Genomic DNA, 19,540 nt, shown 5'->3' on the forward strand with positions numbered 1-19,540 from the left:
CACTATAGGTGTACCTGAGGTGGCTGCAGGTGAAGTTCTTTGCGCCCTGTTACCGGCGCTCGGGCTACAATGGCGCCTTTGATCCGAAAGGCAGGTGTGCGCAGTGACTGATGTGGCAGGGGCTTCGAAATCCACCGTGGGGACGCTGTACGTGGTCGCGACCCCCATTGGCAACCTCGACGACATGAGCGCCAGGGCATTGAAGGTGTTGGCTAACGTCGCCCTGATCGCCGCCGAGGACACCCGGCACTCGATCCGCCTGCTGCAGCATTTCGGCATCGATACGCCGCTGGCTGCCTGTCACGAGCACAATGAGCGGGACGAAGGCGGGCGTTTCATCACCAAGCTTCTGGCCGGTGAGGATGTGGCGCTGGTTTCCGATGCCGGTACGCCATTGATTTCCGACCCTGGTTACCACCTGGTGCGCCAGGCGCGAGCCGCCGGCGTCGATGTGGTGCCTGTGCCTGGCGCCTGTGCGCTGATTGCCGCGCTTTCGGCGGCCGGGCTGCCCTCTGATCGGTTCATTTTCGAAGGCTTCCTCCCCGCCAAAAGCGCAGGCCGCCGTGCCCGGCTCGAACAGGTCAAGGAAGAGCCGCGTACCTTGATTTTCTACGAGGCGCCCCATCGCATTCTTGAGTGTCTGGAGGACATGGAACTGGTGTTCGGTGCCGAGCGCCCGGCGTTGCTCGCGCGTGAGCTGACCAAAACCTTCGAGACCCTCAAAGGCTTGCCGCTCGGGGAGCTGCGCGAGTTCGTGGCGGGTGACAGCAACCAGCAGCGCGGCGAGTGCGTGGTGTTGGTCGGTGGCTGGAGTGCGCCGGAGGGTGAGGCGGCGATCAGCGTCCAGGCGCAGCGTGTACTGGACCTGCTTTTGGCCGAATTGCCGCTCAAGCGTGCAGCGGCCCTGGCGGCGGAGATCACCGGCGTGCGCAAGAACCTGTTGTATCAGGCAGCACTGGAAAAGCAGAAAGCGCAGTAGTGGCGCTTTGATATAATTGCGGTATTGCTTGTTCTTGAGCGCAGCTGCCGTTAACCTTGGCGCCGGAGAGTCGATCGGACAGTCGCTGCCCGCTTTGGTTCCGCAACTTTTGTTGCGTAACGGCGGGGGGAGGAAAGTCCGGGCTCCATAGGGCAGAGTGCCAGGTAACGCCTGGGAGGCGCGAGCCTACGGAAAGTGCCACAGAAAATAACCGCCTAAGCACTTCGGTGCCGGTAAGGGTGAAAAGGTGCGGTAAGAGCGCACCGCACGTCTGGCAACAGTTCGTGGCTAGGTAAACCCCACTCGGAGCAAGACCAAATAGGGTTCCATCAGGCGTGGCCCGCGTCGGAACCGGGTAGGTTGCTAGAGGCGTCCAGTGATGGCCGTCGTAGAGGAATGACTGTCCTCGACAAAACCCGGCTTACAGATCGACTCTCCACCTCTCCTCCCTTCTGCTTGATCGATGGCAGAGCGCGTTTGTAATACCGAAAAGATCTTACTCTTCATAAATCACTTTAAGTTCAAACGGTATCCGTTTGAGTGGGTTTGATTTTTCACGCTTTTTTTTACCCTCTGTAGTCCTTCCTCCTTCCTTTATTGAGCTAAATCTCGGTCCTGTAAGGGTTTTCCGTATGAACGCGCCTTGACGGTGCAGCGGACGGATTCCTATAGTGTGCGCAAGTGGCAGAAAGTGGGATGAAGTGGGTTTTCTGGCACAAAAAAGCTACCATTGTGGGGAATCGCAGCCGTGTTCCGCGGAGCCAACGCCGTCAGCCTCGATGCCAAGGGCCGTCTCGCCATGCCGAGCCGGTACCGTGACGAGCTCGATTCGCGTTGCAATGGTCAGTTGATCGTGACCATCGACGCCGTCGACCCCTGCTTGTGCGTTTACCCCCTCGATGAGTGGGAACAGATTGAAGCCAAGTTGCGTGCCTTGCCGTCGTTGCGTGAGGAAAACCGCCGCCTGCAGCGTTTGCTGATCGGTAATGCGGTTGACCTGGAGCTCGACGGCAGTGGCCGTTTCCTGGTACCGCCCCGCCTGCGGGAGTACGCCAAGCTGGACAAGAAGGCGATGCTGGTGGGGCAACTGAACAAATTCCAGCTGTGGGATGAGGATGCCTGGAACGCAGTTTCGGCAGCCGACCTTGCAGCTATCCAACAACCGGGCGCCATGCCCGACGATTTACGTGACCTGATCCTGTGACCATAGATAGCGGCTTCAACCACATCACCGTCCTGCTCGACGAAGCTGTCGAGGCATTGGCCCTGCGCGCCGACGGTTGCTATCTCGACGGCACCTTCGGCCGCGGCGGGCACAGCCGTCTGATCCTCAGCAAGCTCGGGCCGGATGGTCGGCTGCTGGGCTTCGACAAAGATCCTCAAGCGATTGCCACGGGGCAAGCGCTGGCGGCCGAAGACGGCCGCTTTGTCATTGTGCAGCGCAGTTTTGCCGAACTGGGCGCTGAAGTGGCCGAGCGAGGCCTGGCTGGCAAGGTCAGCGGTATCCTGCTCGACCTGGGCGTGTCCTCGCCCCAGCTGGACGACCCCGAGCGGGGCTTCAGTTTCCTCAATGATGGCCCGCTGGATATGCGCATGAACCCCGACCAGGGCATCAGCGCTGCCGAGTTCATCGCCACCGCGCCGGTGGAGGAAATTGCCCGCGTTTTCAAAGAGTATGGCGAGGAACGTTTTGCCGGCCGCATGGCGCGCGCCGTGGTAGAGCGCCGCGAAAAGCAGCCGTTCACCCGGACTGCGGACCTGGCCGAAGTGCTCAAGGTCGCCAACCCTGCCTGGGAAAAGGGCAAGAACCCGGCAACCCGTGCCTTCCAGGGCCTGCGCATTCACGTCAACAACGAACTGGGCGATCTTGAGGCCGGCCTTGAGGCTGCACTCGATGCGCTGGAAGTCGGCGGCCGTCTGGCGGTGATTAGCTTCCATTCGCTGGAAGACCGTATCGTCAAGCTGTTCATGCGCAAACTGGTCAAGGGTGAAGCGGACAACCTGCCGCGCAACCTGCCGGTTCAGCACAAGGCCTTCGAGCCGAAAATCCGTCTGATCGGCAAGGCTCAGTTTGCTTCCGAAGCCGAGCTCAAGGCCAACCCGCGGTCGCGCAGCGCCGTGATGCGGGTGGCGGAGAAGCTTCGGTGAGCCGGCTATTTGCCAAGCCTTTGCCAGGCGGAAGCTTCCTGATGCTTCTGCTGTTCGTTGGCGTGCTTGTTTCGGCCATTGCCGTGTCGTACAGCGCCCACTGGAATCGCCAGTTGCTCAACACCCTGTACGGCGAGTTGAATGAGCGCGACAAGGCCCAGGCCGAGTGGGGCCGGCTGATCCTCGAACAAAGCACCTGGACCGCTGCCAGCCGCATCGAGAACCTGGCTTCCGAGCAACTGAAGATGCACGTGCCTGCCGCCGACGAAGTACGGATGGTGGCGCCATGATGAAGCTCGAAGGTGCACTCTACCCCTGGCGCTTCCGCGTGGTGATCGGCCTGCTGGCGTTGATGGTCGGCGCCATCTGCTGGCGCATCATCGACTTGCAGGTGGTCGACCGTGACTTCCTCAAGGGCCAGGGCGATGCCCGCAGCCTGCGTCATATTCCTATTCCGGCACACCGAGGCCTGATTACCGACCGTAATGGTGAGCCCTTGGCCGTCAGTACGCCTGTCACCACCCTGTGGGCCAACCCCAAGGAAATGCAAGCGTCCAAGGACCGCTGGCCGCAACTGGCCGCCGCATTGGGGCAGAACGCCCAGCAGCTGAGCGAGCGCCTGACCCAGCAGGCCAGCAAAGAATTCATCTACCTGGTCCGCGGTCTGACCCCAGAGCAGGGGCAGCATGTGCTCGACCTGAAAGTGCCGGGTGTATACGGCCTCGAAGAATTCCGCCGCTTCTATCCCGCCGGCGATGTCACCGCTCACATGGTCGGTTTCACTGACCTGGATGACCATGGCCGCGAAGGGGTAGAGCTGGCCTACGATGAGTGGCTGGCCGGGGTGCCCGGCAAGCGGCAAGTGATCAAGGACCGGCGTGGCCGCTTGATCAAGGACATTCAGGTAACCAAGAACGCCAAGGCCGGCAAGACCTTGGCGTTGTCCATCGACCTGCGCCTGCAATACCTGGCCACGCGCGAGCTGCGTAACGCGATCGCCGAGCAGGATGCCAAGGCCGGCAGCCTGGTGATCATGGACGTCAAGACCGGTGAGGTCCTGGCGATGGTCAACCAGCCGACCTACAACCCCAACAACCGCCGCACCATGTTCCCGTCGGCGATGCGTAACCGGGCGATCATTGACGTGTTCGAGCCAGGCTCCACGGTCAAGCCGATCTCCATGAGCGCTGCATTGGAGAGTGGGCGCTGGAAGCCCACCGACAAGGTCGAAGTCTACCCGGGCAGCCTGCAGATCGGCCGCTACACCATCAAGGACGTGTCCAGGAGCGAGGGGCCGATCCTCGACCTGACCGGCATCCTGATCAACTCCAGTAACGTGGGCATGAGCAAGATCGCCTTCGATATCGGCGGCGAAGCCATCTACCGGGTCATGTCCCAGGTCGGCCTTGGCCAGTACACCGGCCTTGGGTTCCCGGGCGAGCGGGTTGGCAACCTGCCGAACCATCGTGAGTGGCGCAAGGCCGAAACCGCGACCTTGTCCTATGGCTACGGCGTCTCGGTTACCGCCTTGCAGCTGGTGCATGCCTATGCGGCGCTGGCCAACGACGGGAAGATGGTGCCGCTGTCGATCCTCAAGGTCGACAAGGCCCCGGAGGCAGTCCAGGCCATTCCAAAGGACACCGCCAAAACCGTGCAAGGCATGTTGCAGCAAGTGATCGAGGCGCCGCGCGGGGTGTTCCGCGCCCAGGTGCCGTTCTATCACGTGGGCGGCAAGTCTGGTACCGCGCGTAAAGCCACAGTGGGCTCCAAGGGCTACACCGAAAACGCCTACCGCTCGCTGTTCGCCGGCTTCGGGCCAATGAGCGACCCGCGTTACGCCATTGTCGTGGTCATCGACGAACCGCGCAAAGGCGGTTATTTCGGTGGCCTGGTATCGGCGCCGGTGTTCAGCAACGTCATGTCGGGCACCCTGCGGCTGATGAATGTGCCGCCAGACAACCTGCCACCGCCTGCCGACCCGCAACAAGTCAATGCAGCACCCGCCAAGGGAGGGCGTGGATGATGACAATGCCACTGAGCAAGCTTTTCGCCCACGCCAGTCGCGACCCACTGATCCGTGAGCTGACCCTGGACAGCCGGGCTGTGCGCGCAGGTGACCTGTTCCTGGCCGTGCCGGGGGCCAAGGTCGATGGCCGCGACCATATCAGCGACGCGCTGGCCCGTGGTGCCGCTGCGGTCGCCTACGAGCAGCAGGGCACCCAGGTGCTGCCGATCACCGATGTGCCGCTGATCCCGGTCAAAGGCCTGATCGCCCAGCTGTCGGATATTGCCGGCCGCTTCTACGGCGAGCCGAGCCGTCAGCTGAACCTGGTCGGGGTTACCGGTACCAATGGCAAGACCAGCGTCACTCAACTGGTGGCCCAGGCGCTAGATGCGCTTGGCCAAAGGTGCGGCCTGATCGGTACCCTGGGTACCGGATTTTATGGTGAGTTGCAGAGCGGCCGACTGACCACGCCAGATCCGATTGCGGTGCAGTCGACGCTGTACGACCTGAAAAAGGCCGGGGCCAAGGCCGTGGCGATGGAAGTATCCTCGCATGCTCTGGAGCAGGGGCGTGTTGCCGCGCTGGAATTCGATATCGCGGTGATGACCAACCTGTCCCGTGATCATCTGGACTATCACGGCAGCATGGAGGCCTACGAGGCCGCGAAGGCCAAGCTTTTCGCCTGGCCTAGCCTGCGTTGCCAGGTGGTCAACCTGGATGACGGTTTCGGCCGTCGTCTGGCGGCTGATTTTGCCCGTCGTCCGAGTGTCGACCATATCGAGACCCGTCTGCTCAGCTACAGCCTGGAAAACCCCGACGCTTCCTTGTATTGCCGTGAAGCCAGGTTCGATGACGATGGCGTACGGGCCATCATCGTCACCGCCCAGGGTGAACGTACCTTGCGCAGCCAACTGCTGGGCCGGTTCAACCTGAGCAACATGCTCGCGGCCGTGGCGACCTTGCTCGCGCTGGATTATTCGCTGGACGAAATCCTCAAGGTCACCCCGCAGTTGAAAGGTCCGGTGGGGCGCATGCAGCGTCTTGGCGGCGGTCAGAAGCCGTTGGTGGTGGTCGATTACGCGCACACCCCTGACGCCCTGGAGCAGGTACTCCAAGCCCTGCGCCCGCACGCCCACGGCCAGTTGCTGTGCCTGTTCGGTTGTGGTGGCGATCGCGATCGGGGCAAGCGTCCGCTGATGGCCGAAGTGGCCGAGCGCCTGGCTGATCGTGTACTGGTCACTGACGATAACCCTCGTACCGAAGACCCACAGGCGATCTTCAACGACATTCGCCCCGGCTTTGTCCGCCCCGCCGACGTCGAGTTCGTCGCGGGCCGCGGCGAGGCCATCGCACACCTTATCGCTTCTGCTGCCGCTTCTGACGTCATCGTCCTGGCGGGCAAGGGGCATGAGGATTACCAGGAAATCAATGGCCAACGCCATGATTTCTCTGACTTGGTCGAAGCCGAAAAGGCACTTGCAGCCTGGGAGGCTCCACATGCTTAAGCCCATGACACTCAGCCAGCTGACCGCAGCGCTGAGCGCTCGCCTGGTCGGCGCCGACGCCAGCTTCAGCGGTGTCAGCATCGACAGCCGCAGCGTCGGCGCCGGGCAGTTGTTCGTCGCCCTGGTGGGGCCGCGTTTCGACGGCCACGACTACTTGGCCGATGTGCAGGCCAAGGGCGCCGTGGCAGCGCTGGTGGAGTGTGAAGTGGCCGATGTCGATTTGCCGCAGCTGGTGGTCGCCGACTGCCGTCTGGCCCTTGGCCAGCTCGGTGCGCTGAACCGTGCCTGCTACGACAAGCCGGTGGTCGCCATCACCGGCTCCAGTGGCAAGACCACGGTCAAAGAGATGCTTGCCTGCATCCTGCGTACCCGTGGCCCTGTTCATGCCACCCGTGGCAACCTGAACAACGACCTGGGGGCACCGCTGACACTGCTGGAAATTGCCCCCCAACACAGCGCCGCCGTCATCGAGCTGGGCGCTTCGCGCATTGGCGAGATCCGCTACACCGTGGGCCTCACCCAGCCACAGGTAGTCATCATCAACAATGCCGGTACAGCCCACGTCGGCGAGTTCGGCGGGCCAGAGAAGATCGTTGAAGCCAAGGGCGAGATACTCGAAGGGCTGGGCGAGGGCGGCATTGCCATCCTCAATCTGGACGACAAGGCCTTTGCCATCTGGAAGGCGCGCGCGGGTGCCCACAAGGTCATCAGTTTTGCCCGCAGCGACGCCCGCGCCGACTTCCATGCCACCGACATCGGTCGCGACGCGCGGGGGTGCCCGTCGTTCACACTGCACGGCGCCGGTGCATCGGTGGCCGTGCAGCTCAACGTGCTCGGTGAGCATAACGTCAGCAACGCCCTGGCCGCTGCCGCCGCCGCGCATGCCGTTGGTCTGACCCTGAGTGGCATTGCCGCGGGCCTTAACGCCATGCAGCCGGTCAAGGGCCGTACCGTGGCGCAAATCGCCCCGAGTGGCGTGCGCGTGATCGATGACAGTTACAACGCAAATCCCACCTCGATGTGCGCGGCCATTGATATACTCGCCGGCTTTTCCGGGCGCACCGTTCTGGTTCTGGGGGATATCGGCGAGCTGGGGCAGTGGGCGCAAGAAGGTCACCATCAGGTGGGCGATTACGCTCGCGGTAAGGTCGATGCCCTGTACGCAGTGGGTACCAACATGACACATGCGGTCAAGGCGTTCGGCGCCAATGGCCGTCATTTCGCAACGCAAGCTGAGCTGATCGAGGCCGTTCGCGCCGAAACTGCCAGCAATACCACTATCTTGATCAAGGGCTCGCGCAGCGCTGCGATGGAAAACGTCGTGGCTGCACTGTGCGGTGCCAGCGGGGAGAAACATTAATGCTGCTGCTGTTGGCTGAGTATCTGCAACAGTTCCACAAAGGCTTCGCGGTCTTCCAGTACCTGTCCCTGCGTGGGATCCTTGGCGTACTGACCGCGCTGTCGCTGGCGCTGTGGCTGGGCCCGTGGATGATCCGTACCCTGCAGATCCGCCAGATCGGTCAGGCCGTCCGTAATGACGGCCCGCAATCGCACTTGTCCAAATCCGGCACGCCAACCATGGGTGGTGCCTTGATCCTGTCCGCCATCGGCATCAGCACCCTGCTGTGGGCGGACCTGTCCAATCGCTATGTGTGGACGGTACTGATCGTCACGCTGCTGTTCGGCGCCATCGGCTGGGTCGATGACTACCGCAAGGTGATCGAAAAGAACTCGCGCGGCCTGCCTAGCCGCTGGAAGTACTTCTGGCAGTCGGTGTTCGGCCTGACGGCGGCGATCTTCCTGTACCAGACGGCTCCCACCACTGTCGAGACCACCCTGATCGTGCCATTCCTCAAGGATGTCACCATCCCGCTGGGCATCGGCTTCGTCATCCTGACCTACTTCGTCATCGTCGGCTCCAGCAATGCGGTCAACCTGACCGATGGCCTCGATGGTCTGGCGATCATGCCTACGGTAATGGTCGGTGGTGCGCTGGGCATCTTCTGCTACCTGTCGGGTAACGTGAAGTTCGCTGAGTACTTGCTCATTCCTTATGTACCGGGCTCGGGTGAACTCATTGTGTTCTGCGGCGCGCTGATCGGCGCCGGCCTGGGCTTCCTGTGGTTCAACACCTATCCGGCCCAGGTGTTCATGGGCGACGTCGGTGCGCTGGCGCTGGGCGCCGCACTGGGCACCATCGCCGTGATCGTGCGCCAGGAAATCGTGCTGTTCATCATGGGCGGCATCTTCGTGATGGAAACCCTGTCGGTGGTGATCCAGGTCGCCTCCTTCAAGCTGACCGGCAAGCGCGTGTTCCGTATGGCACCGATCCACCACCATTTTGAACTCAAGGGCTGGCCTGAGCCGCGGGTGATTGTCCGTTTCTGGATCATCACCGTGATTCTGGTGCTGATCGGCCTTGCAACCCTGAAACTGAGGTAGACGAGCGTGTCACTGATCGCTTCCGACCAATTCCGCATCGTTGTCGGCCTCGGCAAGAGCGGCATGTCCCTGGTTCGCTTCCTGGCGAACCAGGGCATTGCCTTTGCGGTCGCCGACACCCGCGAGCAACCGCCGGAACTGGACACCCTGCGCCGTGATTACCCGCAGGTGGAAGTACGCTGTGGTGAACTGGACGTGGATTTCCTGTGCCGCGCCAACGAGCTGTACGTGAGCCCCGGCCTGGCGCTGGCCACGCCGGCCCTGCAGCAGGCGGCGGCGCGTGGCGTGAAGCTGTCCGGTGACATCGAACTGTTCGCCCGCCATGCCAAGGCGCCGATCGTGGCGATCAGCGGCTCCAATGCGAAAAGCACGGTGACCACCCTGGTCGGCGAGATGGCCGCCAAGGCCGGCAAGCGCGTGGCCGTCGGCGGCAACCTGGGGACTCCTGCCCTGGACCTGCTCAGCGATGACATCGAGCTGTATGTCATGGAACTGTCCAGCTTCCAGCTGGAAACCACCGACCAGCTCAACGCCGAAGTGGCCACCGTGCTGAACATCAGCGAAGACCACATGGACCGCTACAGCGGCCTGCCGGCCTATCACCTGGCCAAGCACCGGATATTCCGTGGCGCCCGCCAGGTGGTGGTGAACCGCCAGGATGCCCTGAGCCGGCCGTTGCCGGTCGAAGGCCGCCCGTGCTGGAGCTTTGGCCTGAATCAGCCGGACTTCAAGGCTTTCGGCCTGCGTGAAGTCGAGGGTGAGAAGTACCTGGCTTTCGAGTTCCAGGCATTGATGCCGGCCCGTGAGCTGAAAGTGCGTGGTGCCCACAACCAGAGCAACGCATTGGCGGCCCTGGCCCTGGGGCATGCTGCCGGTCTGCCGTTCGAGCCGATGCTCGAGGCCCTGCGCGAATTCGGCGGCCTGCCTCATCGTTGCCAGTGGGTACGAGCCCGCAACGGTGTGAACTGGTACGACGATTCCAAAGCGACCAACGTCGGCGCGGCCCTGGCCGCCATCGAAGGCCTGGGCGCGGATATCGACGGCAAGCTTGTGCTGATCGCCGGTGGCGACGGCAAGGGTGCCGATTTCGCCGCCCTGCGTGAACCGGTGGCGCGCATGTGCCGCGCCGTTGTGCTGCTCGGTCGCGATGCGCAGCGCTTGGCCGAGGCGCTGGGTGATGCCGTGCCGCAGGTGCGGGTCAAGACGCTGGACGAAGCTGTGCAGCAATGCGCCGAGCTGGCCCTGCCGGGGGACGCCGTGTTGCTGTCGCCGGCGTGTGCCAGCCTGGACATGTTCAAGAACTTTGAAGAACGCGGGCGGCTGTTCGCCCAGGCGGCGGGAGGGCTGGCATGATCTTCGGCATCCTCAAGCCGTACCCGTCGCCGCTGGTCAGTGGCCGTGGCATCGACCTCGACTTCGCCTTCCTCGCCGGCTGCCTGGCGCTGCTGGGCCTGGGCCTGGTGATGATCACGTCGGCCTCGTCGGAAGTGGCCGCAGCACAGTCAGGTAACCCGCTGTACCACATGTACCGCCATCTGGTTTACGTGGCCATTGGCTTGGTCGCCTGTGGTGCGACGCTGCTGGTACCGATCGCCACATGGCAGCGCATGGGCTTCATGATGCTGGTGGGCGCCTTTGGCCTGCTGGTACTGGTGCTGGTGCCTGGCATCGGTCGTGAGGTGAACGGCTCGATGCGCTGGATCGGCTTCAGCTTCTTCAACGTCCAGCCTTCGGAGATCGCCAAGGTCTTCGTGGTCATTTATCTCGCCGGCTACCTGGTACGTCGGCAGACCGAAGTACGCGAAAGCTGGATGGGCTTTTTCAAACCGTTCATCGTGCTGCTGCCAATGGCCGGCCTGCTGCTGATGGAGCCGGACTTCGGTGCCACCGTGGTCATGATGGGCGCTGCTGCGGCCATGCTGTTCCTCGGCGGCGTAGGGTTGTTCCGCTTCAGCCTGATGGTGGCGCTGGCGGTGGTCGCCGTATTCGTACTGGTGCAGGCGCAGCCGTACCGGATGGCCCGCCTGATCACCTTTACCGACCCCTGGTCCGACCAGTTCGGCTCTGGCTACCAGTTGACCCAGGCACTGATCGCTTTCGGCCGCGGCGAGTGGCTGGGCGTAGGGCTGGGCAACAGTGTGCAAAAGCAGTTCTACCTGCCTGAGGCGCACACTGACTTCGTGTTCTCGGTACTGGCCGAGGAGTTGGGCGTGGTCGGTTCGCTGGTGACCATCGCGCTGTTCGTGTTCGTGACCGTGCGTGCCCTCTACATTGGCCTGTGGGCCGAAAAGGCCAAGCAGTACTTTGCCGCCTATATGGCATTTGGTCTGGCATTCCTGTGGATTGGCCAGTTCCTGATCAACATTGGCGTGAACGTCGGCTTGCTGCCGACCAAGGGCCTGACCTTGCCTTTCCTCAGTTACGGGGGCAGTTCCCTGGTGATCTGCTGTGCCTGCGTCGGTCTGTTGCTGCGTATCGAATGGGAAAGCCGCACGCATTTGGGCAGCGAGGAGCACGAATTCAGCGAAAGCGATTTTGCCGAGGAGACCAGTCATGGCCGCTGACGGCAAAAACGTACTGATCATGGCGGGCGGCACTGGGGGCCATGTGTTCCCGGCCCTGGCGTGCGCACGTGAGTTCCAGGCGCGCGGCTATACCGTGCACTGGCTGGGCACCCCCCGTGGCATCGAGAATGAACTGGTCCCTCAGGCCGGCTTGTCGCTGCACCAGATCCAGGTCAGCGGTTTGCGTGGCAAGGGCAAGCTGTCGCTGCTCAAGGCGCCGTTCACCCTGGTCAAGGCCGTGCTTCAGGCGCGGCGTATCATTGGCCAGCTCAAGCCGGTCTGCGTGATCGGCTTCGGTGGCTATGTGACCGGCCCTGGCGGCGTCGCCGCGCGCCTGTGCGGTGTGCCGCTGGTGATTCACGAACAGAACGCCCGCGCCGGTACCGCCAATCGCTTGCTGGTGCCGTTGTCGGCACGCGTTTGCGAGGCTTTCCCAGGCACCTTCGAAGCGGGCGACAAGCTGCGTACCACCGGCAACCCGGTGCGCCCCGAGCTGTTCATGGACGCGCAGCGTGCGCCCTTGGGCGAGCGCCGTGCCCGTCTGCTGGTCATGGGTGGCAGCCTGGGTGCGGAACCATTGAACAAATTGTTGCCTAAGGCCCTGTCCGAGGTGCCCGCTGACCTGCGGCCCGAGGTGTTCCATCAGGCCGGCAAGCACCACGCGCCGATCACCGCCGAGCGCTATCAAGAAGCGGGTGTCGAGGCTCAGGTAGAGCCGTTCATCAAGGACATGGCCCACGCCTACGGCTGGGCTGACCTGGTGGTGTGCCGGGCCGGTGCCCTGACCGTCAGCGAGCTCGCGGCGGCCGGCCTGCCTTCGATGCTGGTGCCTTTGCCCCATGCCATCGACGACCACCAGACCCATAACGCCCAATATCTGGCTCGGGAAGGCGCTGCCTTCCTCATGCCACAAGCGACAACTGGCGCAGCGCAACTCGCTGAACGCCTGAACGAGGTGCTGATGCAACCCGAGAAACTCAACACCATGGCACGCACCGCAAGGAGCCTTGCCAAACCATCCGCAACCAGCACCGTGGTCGATATCTGCCTGGAGGTGGCCCATGGTTGAAAGCCAGAAAGCCATGCCCCAGCCGAAGATGGGCCGCATTCATCGCATCCACTTCGTCGGTATCGGCGGCGTGGGTATGTGCGGTATTGCCGAAGTACTGCTGAACCTGGGCTACGAAGTGTCCGGCTCGGACCTCAAGGTGTCGCCGGTTACCCAGCGCCTGGAGTCGTTCGGTGCCGAGATCTTCGTTGGCCACCGCGCCGAAAACGCCGCCAATGCCGATGTGCTGGTGGTGTCCAGCGCCATCAACCCGGCCAACCCGGAAGTCGCCACTGCGCTCGAGCGGCGTATCCCGGTGGTGCCGCGTGCCGAAATGCTCGCAGAGCTGATGCGCTACCGCCATGGCGTGGCGGTTGCCGGTACCCATGGCAAAACCACCACCACCAGCCTGCTGGCTTCGGTGTTTGCCGCAGGTGGGCTGGACCCGACTTTCGTGATCGGTGGCCGCCTGACCGCTGCCGGCACCAATGCCCAGTTGGGTACCAGCCGCTACCTGATCGCCGAAGCCGACGAAAGCGATGCCAGCTTCCTGCACCTGCAGCCGATGGTTGCCGTGGTCACCAATATCGACGCCGACCACATGGCCACCTACGAGGGTGACTTCAACAAGCTGAAGAAAACCTTCGTCGAGTTCCTGCACAACCTGCCGTTCTATGGCCTGGCCGTGATGTGCCTGGACGACCCTGTGGTGCGCGAGATCCTGCCGCAGGTCAAGCGCCCGACCGTGACCTACGGTTTCAGCGAAGAGGCCGACATCCGGGCAATCAACGTCAGCCAGAAGGGCATGCAGACCCACTTCACCGTGCTGCGCCGTGATCGTGAGCCGCTTGAAGTGTCGGTCAACATGCCGGGCAACCACAACGTGCTCAATGCCCTGGCCACCATTGCCATCGCCACCGACGAAGGTATCAGCGACGAAGCCATCGTGCAGGGGCTTTCCGGCTTCCAGGGCGTTGGCCGACGGTTCCAGGTATACGGCGAACTGCCGGTTGAAGGCGGCAGCGTGATGCTGGTCGACGACTACGGCCACCACCCGACCGAAGTGGCGGCGGTGATCAAGGCCGTGCGCGGTGGTTGGCCAAGCCGTCGCCTGGTCATCGTCTACCAGCCACACCGATACAGCCGCACCCGTGACCTGTATGACGACTTCGTGCAGGTACTGGGCGATGCCAACGTGCTGCTGCTGATGGAGGTGTACCCGGCCGGTGAAGAGCCGATACCCGGTGCCGACAGCCGTCAGCTGTGCCACAGCATTCGCCAGCGCGGCAAGCTGGACCCGATCTACATCGAACGTGGCGCCGAGCTGGCGCCGCTGGTCAAGCCGCTGCTGCGTGCCGGCGACATCCTGCTGTGCCAGGGTGCCGGCGATGTCGGTGGCCTGGCCCCGCAATTGATGAAAAGCCCGCTGTTCGCTGGCGCCAAGCAGGAGAAGTCCAAATGACCAGCGCCTACGAAAAACTGCATTCGACCCTGGACGTCAAGGCGTTCGGCCGCGTCGCTGTCCTCTACGGTGGCAAGAGCGCCGAGCGTGAAGTCTCGCTCAAGTCGGGCGCTGCCGTGATCGAGGCGCTGCGCAGCGCCGGTGTCGACGTGGTCGCCATCGACGTGGGCGACGACCTGCTGGCCCGCCTGCAAAGCGAGAACATCGACCGCGCCTTCATCATCCTGCACGGCCGGGGTGGCGAGGATGGCAGCATGCAAGGGCTGCTGGAGTGCCTGGGTATCCCTTACACCGGCAGTGGCATCCTCGCCTCGGCCCTGGCCATGGACAAGCTGCGGACCAAACAGGTGTGGCAAAGCCTGGGCATTCCGACCCCGCGTCATGCCGTGCTGGCCAGCGCAGAAGATTGTGTTGCAGCCGGTACGGAACTGGGCTTCCCGCTTATCGTCAAACCTGCCCATGAAGGCTCTAGCATCGGCATGGCCAAGGTGAACAGCGAGCAGGAACTGGTTGCTGCCTGGCAAGACGCCGCCAAATACGATTCTCAGGTGCTGGTCGAGCAATGGATTCACGGCCCGGAGTTCACCATCGCCGTTCTGCGTGGCCAGGTGCTGCCGCCGATCGCATTGGGCACCCCGCACGTGTTCTACGACTACGACGCCAAATACATCGCCAATGACACCCAGTACCGCATCCCGTGCGGGCTGGACAGTGCCAAGGAACAGGAGCTCATCGACCTGACCGCACGTGCCTGCGATGCCATCGGCATTGAAGGCTGGGGCCGTCTGGACGTGATGCAGGACGAGCAGGGCCGGTTCTGGCTGCTCGAAGTAAACACCGCACCGGGCATGACTGATCATAGCCTGGTGCCCATGGCGGCCCGCGCGGCCGGCCTGGACTTCCAGCAGCTGGTGCTGGCGATCCTGGCCGAAAGCGTAGCGACGCGAGGTTAAAACCATGCAAGGCGCAATGATACGTCAGCAGCAACCCGTTACCGGCCGTAGCAAGCCGGTGCCGCGTGGTGCCAGCCGACTGGTGGCCGACGAGCCCGTATCGGCGCGCCTGCCGCGGCCCAGCCTGGGCGGCCTCAAGCGCCTGCTGTGGCCGGTGTTGCTGGTGGCCGCAGGCTTTGGCGCCTACGAGGGCGCCATTCGCCTGATGCCGTACGCCGACCGGCCGATCACCAAGATCGACGTGCAGGGCGACCTCAGTTACATCAGCCAACAGTCGGTGCAGCAGCGGATCGCGCCCTACGTGGCAGCGAGCTTCTTCAGCGTCGACCTCCCAGCGATGCGAGCCGAGCTCGAGCAGATGCCATGGATCGCCCACGCCGAAGTACGCCGGGTTTGGCCGGACGAGGTGGTGATTCGCCTGGAAGAACAGTTGCCGGTCGCACGCTGGGGGGAGGAAGCCTTGCTCAACAACCAGGGCCAGGCCTTCACCCCGCGCGAGCTGGCCAACTATGAGCATCTGCCGCAGTTGGCCGGGCCGCAGCGTGCCCAGCAGCAAGTCATGCAGCAGTATCAGGTATTGAGCCAGATGCTGCGCCCCCTGGGCTTTTCCATCGCTCGCCTGGAGCTGCGCGAGCGTGGCAGCTGGTTCCTGACCACCGGTGCGGGCAGCACCGGGCAGGGCGTCGAGCTGCTGCTGGGGCGCGATCATCTGGTGGAGAAAATGCGCCGTTTCATTGCCATTTACGACAAGACACTCAAAGAGCAGATCACCAACATTGCCCGCATTGATCTGCGTTATGCCAACGGACTTGCCGTTGGTTGGCGGGAACCGAACGCACCGACGACGGCCCAACCCGCCGTTGCGAAGAATTAGAGAGAGGCAGGACCATGGCAAACGCGCATAGCGGCAAAATGATCGTCGGGCTGGACATTGGCACCTCCAAGGTGGTGGCGCTGGTGGGTGAAGTTGGCGAAGACGGTACCCTGGAGATCGTCGGGATCGGTACTCACCCTTCCCGCGGCCTGAAGAAGGGCGTGGTGGTGAACATCGAATCCACCGTGCAGTCGATCCAGCGCGCAGTGGAAGAAGCTCAGCTGATGGCTGGTTGCCGCATCCACTCGGCGTTCGTCGGTGTGGCCGGTAACCATATCCGCAGCCTGAACTCCCACGGCATCGTCGCCATCCGCGACCGCGAGGTCAGCCTTGCCGACCTCGAGCGTGTGCTGGACGCTGCACAGGCCGTGGCCATTCCGGCTGACCAGCGCGTGCTGCACACCCTGCCGCAAGACTACGTGATCGATAACCAGGAAGGCGTGCGAGAGCCGCTGGGCATGTCGGGTGTGCGCCTGGAAGCCAAGGTTCACGTGGTCACCTGCGCGGTCAACGCGGCGCAGAACATCGAAAAATGCGTGCGCCGTTGTGGCCTGGAAATCGACGACATCATCCTCGAGCAACTGGCCTCGGCCTACTCGGTGCTGACCGACGATGAGAAAGAGCTCGGCGTGTGCCTGGTGGACATCGGTGGCGGCACCACCGACATCGCCATCTTCACCGAAGGTGCGATCCGCCATACGGCGGTCATCCCGATTGCCGGCGACCAGGTCACCAACGACATCGCCATGGCCCTGCGTACCCCCACCCAGTACGCCGAAGAAATCAAGATCCGTTACGCCTGCGCCCTGGCCAAACTGGCCGGCGCCGGCGAGACCATCAAGGTGCCGAGCGTTGGCGACCGCCCGCCGCGCGAACTGTCGCGCCAGGCCTTGGCTGAAGTCGTGGAGCCTCGTTACGACGAGCTTTTCACGCTGATCCAGGCCGAGCTGCGCCGCAGCGGCTACGAGGACCTGGTGCCGGCCGGCATCGTCCTCACCGGCGGCACCGCCAAGATGGAAGGCGCCGTAGAGCTGGCAGAAGAAATTTTCCACATGCCGGTACGCCTGGGCGTACCGCACAGCGTTCGGGGGCTGAGCGACGTGGTGCGCAACCCGATCTATTCCACCGGCGTGGGCTTGCTCGCGTACGGCCTGCAGAAGCAGTCCGAAGACCTGCCCCTGACCGGTAACAGCAGCAGCAACAGCTATGGCGATGAACCGAAGGCCCCAGTGCTTGAGCGCTTCAAGCGGTGGGTTCAGGGCAACTTCTAAGTTTCAAAGCAGTAGTGGTAGGCGCGACAACTAGAGAACTGAAAGGAGAGGGAAAATGTTCGAGCTCGTAGACAACGTCCCGCAAAGCCCGGTCATCAAAGTGATCGGTGTCGGCGGTGGCGGCGGCAACGCCGTCAACCACATGGTCAAGAGCAGCATCGAAGGTGTGGAGTTCATCTGCGCCAACACCGATGCTCAGGCGCTGAAAAACATCGGCGCGCGCACCATCCTGCAATTGGGTACCGGGGTCACCAAGGGCCTGGGTGCCGGTGCCAATCCGGAAGTCGGCCGTCAGGCTGCGCTGGAAGACCGTGAGCGCATCGCCGAGGTGCTGCAGGGCACCAACATGGTGTTCATCACCACCGGCATGGGCGGCGGTACCGGTACCGGTGCGGCGCCGATCATCGCCGAAGTGGCGAAGGAAATGGGCATTCTCACGGTTGCCGTGGTGACCCGTCCGTTCCCGTTCGAAGGTCGCAAACGTATGCAGATCGCCGATGAAGGCATCCGCATGCTGGCCGAGAGCGTCGACTCGCTGATCACCATTCCCAACGAGAAGCTGCTGACCATCCTGGGCAAGGATGCCAGCCTGCTGTCCGCCTTTGCCAAGGCTGACGATGTACTGGCCGGTGCCGTTCGCGGTATTTCCGACATCATCAAGCGCCCTGGCATGATCAACGTCGACTTCGCCGACGTGCGCACCGTAATGGGTGAGATGGGCATGGCGATGATGGGTACCGGTTGCGCCAGCGGCCCGAACCGTGCTCGCGAAGCCACCGAGGCGGCAATCCGCAACCCGTTGCTCGAAGACGTCAACCTGCAGGGCGCCCGCGGCATCCTGGTGAACATCACCGCAGGCCCTGACCTGTCGCTGGGCGAGTACTCCGATGTGGGTAGCATCATCGAAGCCTTCGCCTCCGACCACGCGATGGTCAAGGTCGGCACCGTGATCGACCCGGACATGCGCGATGAGCTGCACGTGACCGTGGTGGCCACTGGCCTGGGCGCGCGCATCGAGAAGCCGGTCAAGGTGGTCGACAACACCCTGCAGACCGCTCAGCAGGCGTACGAGGCCTCTAACCCGGCCCCTGTTCGTCAGGAGCAGCCAGCGGTCAACTACCGTGACCTGGAGCGTCCGACCGTGATGCGCAACCAGGCCCACGCAGGCGCTGCCGCAGCAGCTAAACTCAACCCTCAGGATGACCTGGATTACCTGGATATCCCGGCCTTCCTGCGTCGTCAGGCCGATTAATGGAATTTATCAGGGGTATAAGGGTGATTGGTGTTCAGCAAAGGCCGGGTCTGTTATCATCCCCAGCCTTTGTTGATACCTGTTCGCAATTTGCGCTGAAGCGGCCAATGCCATGATTAGACAACGCACCCTGAAGAATACCATCCGTGCCACAGGCGTCGGCCTGCACTCCGGGGAGAAGGTCTATCTGACCCTCAAGCCTGCGCCTGTCGATACCGGCATCGTCTTCCGTCGCGCCGACCTCGACCCTGTGGTCGAGATCCCGGCACGTGCGGCCAACGTCGGTGAGACCACCATGTCCACCACGTTGGTCAACGGTGACGTCAAGGTCGATACCGTCGAGCACCTGCTTTCCGCCATGGCGGGGTTGGGCATCGATAACGCCTACGTCGAGCTCTCCGCCTCGGAAGTTCCGATCATGGATGGCAGCGCCGGTCCCTTCGTATTCCTGATTCAGTCTGCCGGCCTGGAAGAACAGGACGCAGCCAAGAAGTTCATCCGCATCCTGCGTGAAGTGACAGTGGAGGAGGGCGACAAGCGCGCTACCTTCCTGCCTTTCGAAGGGTTCAAGGTGAGCTTCGAGATCGACTTCGATCACCCGGTCCTCAAGGGCCAGACCCAGAGCGCCGTCGTCGACTTCTCCAGCACCTCGTTCGTCAAGGAAGTCAGCCGCGCCCGCACCTTCGGTTTCATGCGTGACATCGAGTACCTGCGCAAGCACAACCTTGCGCTCGGTGGCAGTGTCGAGAACGCCATCGTCGTCGATGAGACCGGCGTACTTAACGAAGACGGTCTTCGCTCCGAAGACGAATTCGTCAAGCACAAGATCCTCGACGCCATCGGCGACCTGTACCTGCTGGGCAACAGCCTGATTGGCGAGTTCAAGGGCTACAAGTCCGGGCACGCGCTGAACAACCAGCTGCTGCGTAAGCTGATCAGGGAAACCGACGCCTGGGAAGTGGTCACTTTCGAAGATGCCAGTACGGCACCGATCTCTTATATGCGCCCTGTTGCGGCCGTGTAAGTTCGAACACTCT

The 19,540-nt window shown here is 62.9% G+C and carries 17 protein-coding genes and 1 other RNA gene; all 18 read left to right on the plus strand.

What is annotated here, in order from left to right:
• Positions 1-184 precede the first annotated feature (184 nt).
• On the plus strand, positions 185-979 hold the full coding sequence (rsmI, locus tag ABRP30_RS04540; protein WP_372490469.1) for a 16S rRNA (cytidine(1402)-2'-O)-methyltransferase: 795 nt from the start codon (positions 185-187) through the stop codon (positions 977-979).
• A gap of 66 nt (positions 980-1,045) precedes the next feature.
• Positions 1,046-1,419, plus strand: an RNA gene (rnpB, locus tag ABRP30_RS04545) — RNase P RNA component class A.
• 308 nt (positions 1,420-1,727) lie between these two features.
• On the plus strand, positions 1,728-2,183 hold the full coding sequence (gene mraZ / locus ABRP30_RS04550; protein ID WP_011535546.1) for a division/cell wall cluster transcriptional repressor MraZ: 456 nt from the start codon (positions 1,728-1,730) through the stop codon (positions 2,181-2,183).
• Positions 2,180-3,127, plus strand: coding sequence for a 16S rRNA (cytosine(1402)-N(4))-methyltransferase RsmH (gene rsmH, locus ABRP30_RS04555; RefSeq protein ID WP_372490406.1), 948 nt, complete (start codon positions 2,180-2,182; stop codon positions 3,125-3,127). The genes mraZ and rsmH overlap by 4 nt, the downstream gene beginning before the upstream one ends.
• Positions 3,124-3,417, plus strand: coding sequence for a cell division protein FtsL (gene ftsL / locus ABRP30_RS04560; protein WP_012312861.1), 294 nt, complete (start codon positions 3,124-3,126; stop codon positions 3,415-3,417). Before rsmH ends, ftsL begins: the two co-directional genes overlap by 4 nt.
• Positions 3,417-5,150 carry a penicillin-binding protein 2 gene (locus ABRP30_RS04565; RefSeq protein ID WP_267823888.1) on the plus strand — a complete coding sequence of 578 codons (1,734 nt, stop codon included), beginning with the start codon at positions 3,417-3,419 and terminating at the stop codon, positions 5,148-5,150. The genes ftsL and ABRP30_RS04565 overlap by 1 nt, the downstream gene beginning before the upstream one ends.
• Positions 5,147-6,637, plus strand: a complete 1,491-nt coding sequence (murE, locus tag ABRP30_RS04570; RefSeq protein WP_349976492.1) for a UDP-N-acetylmuramoyl-L-alanyl-D-glutamate--2,6-diaminopimelate ligase — start codon at positions 5,147-5,149, stop codon at positions 6,635-6,637. The genes ABRP30_RS04565 and murE overlap by 4 nt, the downstream gene beginning before the upstream one ends.
• Positions 6,630-7,997: a UDP-N-acetylmuramoyl-tripeptide--D-alanyl-D-alanine ligase gene (murF, locus tag ABRP30_RS04575; protein ID WP_349976491.1), complete on the plus strand. Its 1,368-nt coding sequence runs from the start codon at positions 6,630-6,632 to the stop codon at positions 7,995-7,997. The genes murE and murF overlap by 8 nt, the downstream gene beginning before the upstream one ends.
• Positions 7,997-9,079: a phospho-N-acetylmuramoyl-pentapeptide-transferase gene (gene mraY, locus ABRP30_RS04580; protein ID WP_241804716.1), complete on the plus strand. Its 1,083-nt coding sequence runs from the start codon at positions 7,997-7,999 to the stop codon at positions 9,077-9,079. Before murF ends, mraY begins: the two co-directional genes overlap by 1 nt.
• Positions 9,080-9,085: 6 nt before the next feature.
• On the plus strand, positions 9,086-10,432 hold the full coding sequence (gene murD / locus ABRP30_RS04585) for a UDP-N-acetylmuramoyl-L-alanine--D-glutamate ligase (RefSeq protein WP_349976490.1): 1,347 nt from the start codon (positions 9,086-9,088) through the stop codon (positions 10,430-10,432).
• On the plus strand, positions 10,429-11,643 hold the full coding sequence (gene ftsW / locus ABRP30_RS04590; protein WP_277818126.1) for a putative lipid II flippase FtsW: 1,215 nt from the start codon (positions 10,429-10,431) through the stop codon (positions 11,641-11,643). The genes murD and ftsW overlap by 4 nt, the downstream gene beginning before the upstream one ends.
• Positions 11,633-12,712, plus strand: coding sequence for an undecaprenyldiphospho-muramoylpentapeptide beta-N-acetylglucosaminyltransferase (gene murG, locus ABRP30_RS04595; RefSeq protein WP_349976489.1), 1,080 nt, complete (start codon positions 11,633-11,635; stop codon positions 12,710-12,712). Before ftsW ends, murG begins: the two co-directional genes overlap by 11 nt.
• The gene (gene murC, locus ABRP30_RS04600) at positions 12,705-14,153 is read left to right on the plus strand and encodes a UDP-N-acetylmuramate--L-alanine ligase (protein WP_046784854.1); all 1,449 of its coding nucleotides are present in this window, start codon (positions 12,705-12,707) and stop codon (positions 14,151-14,153) included. The genes murG and murC overlap by 8 nt, the downstream gene beginning before the upstream one ends.
• Positions 14,150-15,106: a D-alanine--D-alanine ligase gene (locus ABRP30_RS04605; RefSeq protein WP_267821159.1), complete on the plus strand. Its 957-nt coding sequence runs from the start codon at positions 14,150-14,152 to the stop codon at positions 15,104-15,106. Before murC ends, ABRP30_RS04605 begins: the two co-directional genes overlap by 4 nt.
• Before the next feature lie 4 nt (positions 15,107-15,110).
• Positions 15,111-15,980 (plus strand): cell division protein FtsQ/DivIB, encoded by an 870-nt coding sequence (locus tag ABRP30_RS04610; protein ID WP_241804720.1) that lies wholly within the window; start codon positions 15,111-15,113, stop codon positions 15,978-15,980.
• Between the two features lie 14 nt (positions 15,981-15,994).
• The gene (gene ftsA / locus ABRP30_RS04615) at positions 15,995-17,251 is read left to right on the plus strand and encodes a cell division protein FtsA (RefSeq protein ID WP_012312872.1); all 1,257 of its coding nucleotides are present in this window, start codon (positions 15,995-15,997) and stop codon (positions 17,249-17,251) included.
• A 55-nt stretch (positions 17,252-17,306) separates the two neighbouring features.
• The gene (gene ftsZ / locus ABRP30_RS04620; protein WP_003251871.1) at positions 17,307-18,503 is read left to right on the plus strand and encodes a cell division protein FtsZ; all 1,197 of its coding nucleotides are present in this window, start codon (positions 17,307-17,309) and stop codon (positions 18,501-18,503) included.
• A gap of 112 nt (positions 18,504-18,615) precedes the next feature.
• Positions 18,616-19,527, plus strand: a complete 912-nt coding sequence (gene lpxC, locus ABRP30_RS04625) for a UDP-3-O-acyl-N-acetylglucosamine deacetylase (protein ID WP_267821162.1) — start codon at positions 18,616-18,618, stop codon at positions 19,525-19,527.
• Positions 19,528-19,540 lie beyond the last annotated feature (13 nt).

This window comes from Pseudomonas sp. WHRI 8519 (genome assembly GCF_040224055.2).
Taxonomy (GTDB): domain Bacteria; phylum Pseudomonadota; class Gammaproteobacteria; order Pseudomonadales; family Pseudomonadaceae; genus Aquipseudomonas; species Aquipseudomonas putida_X.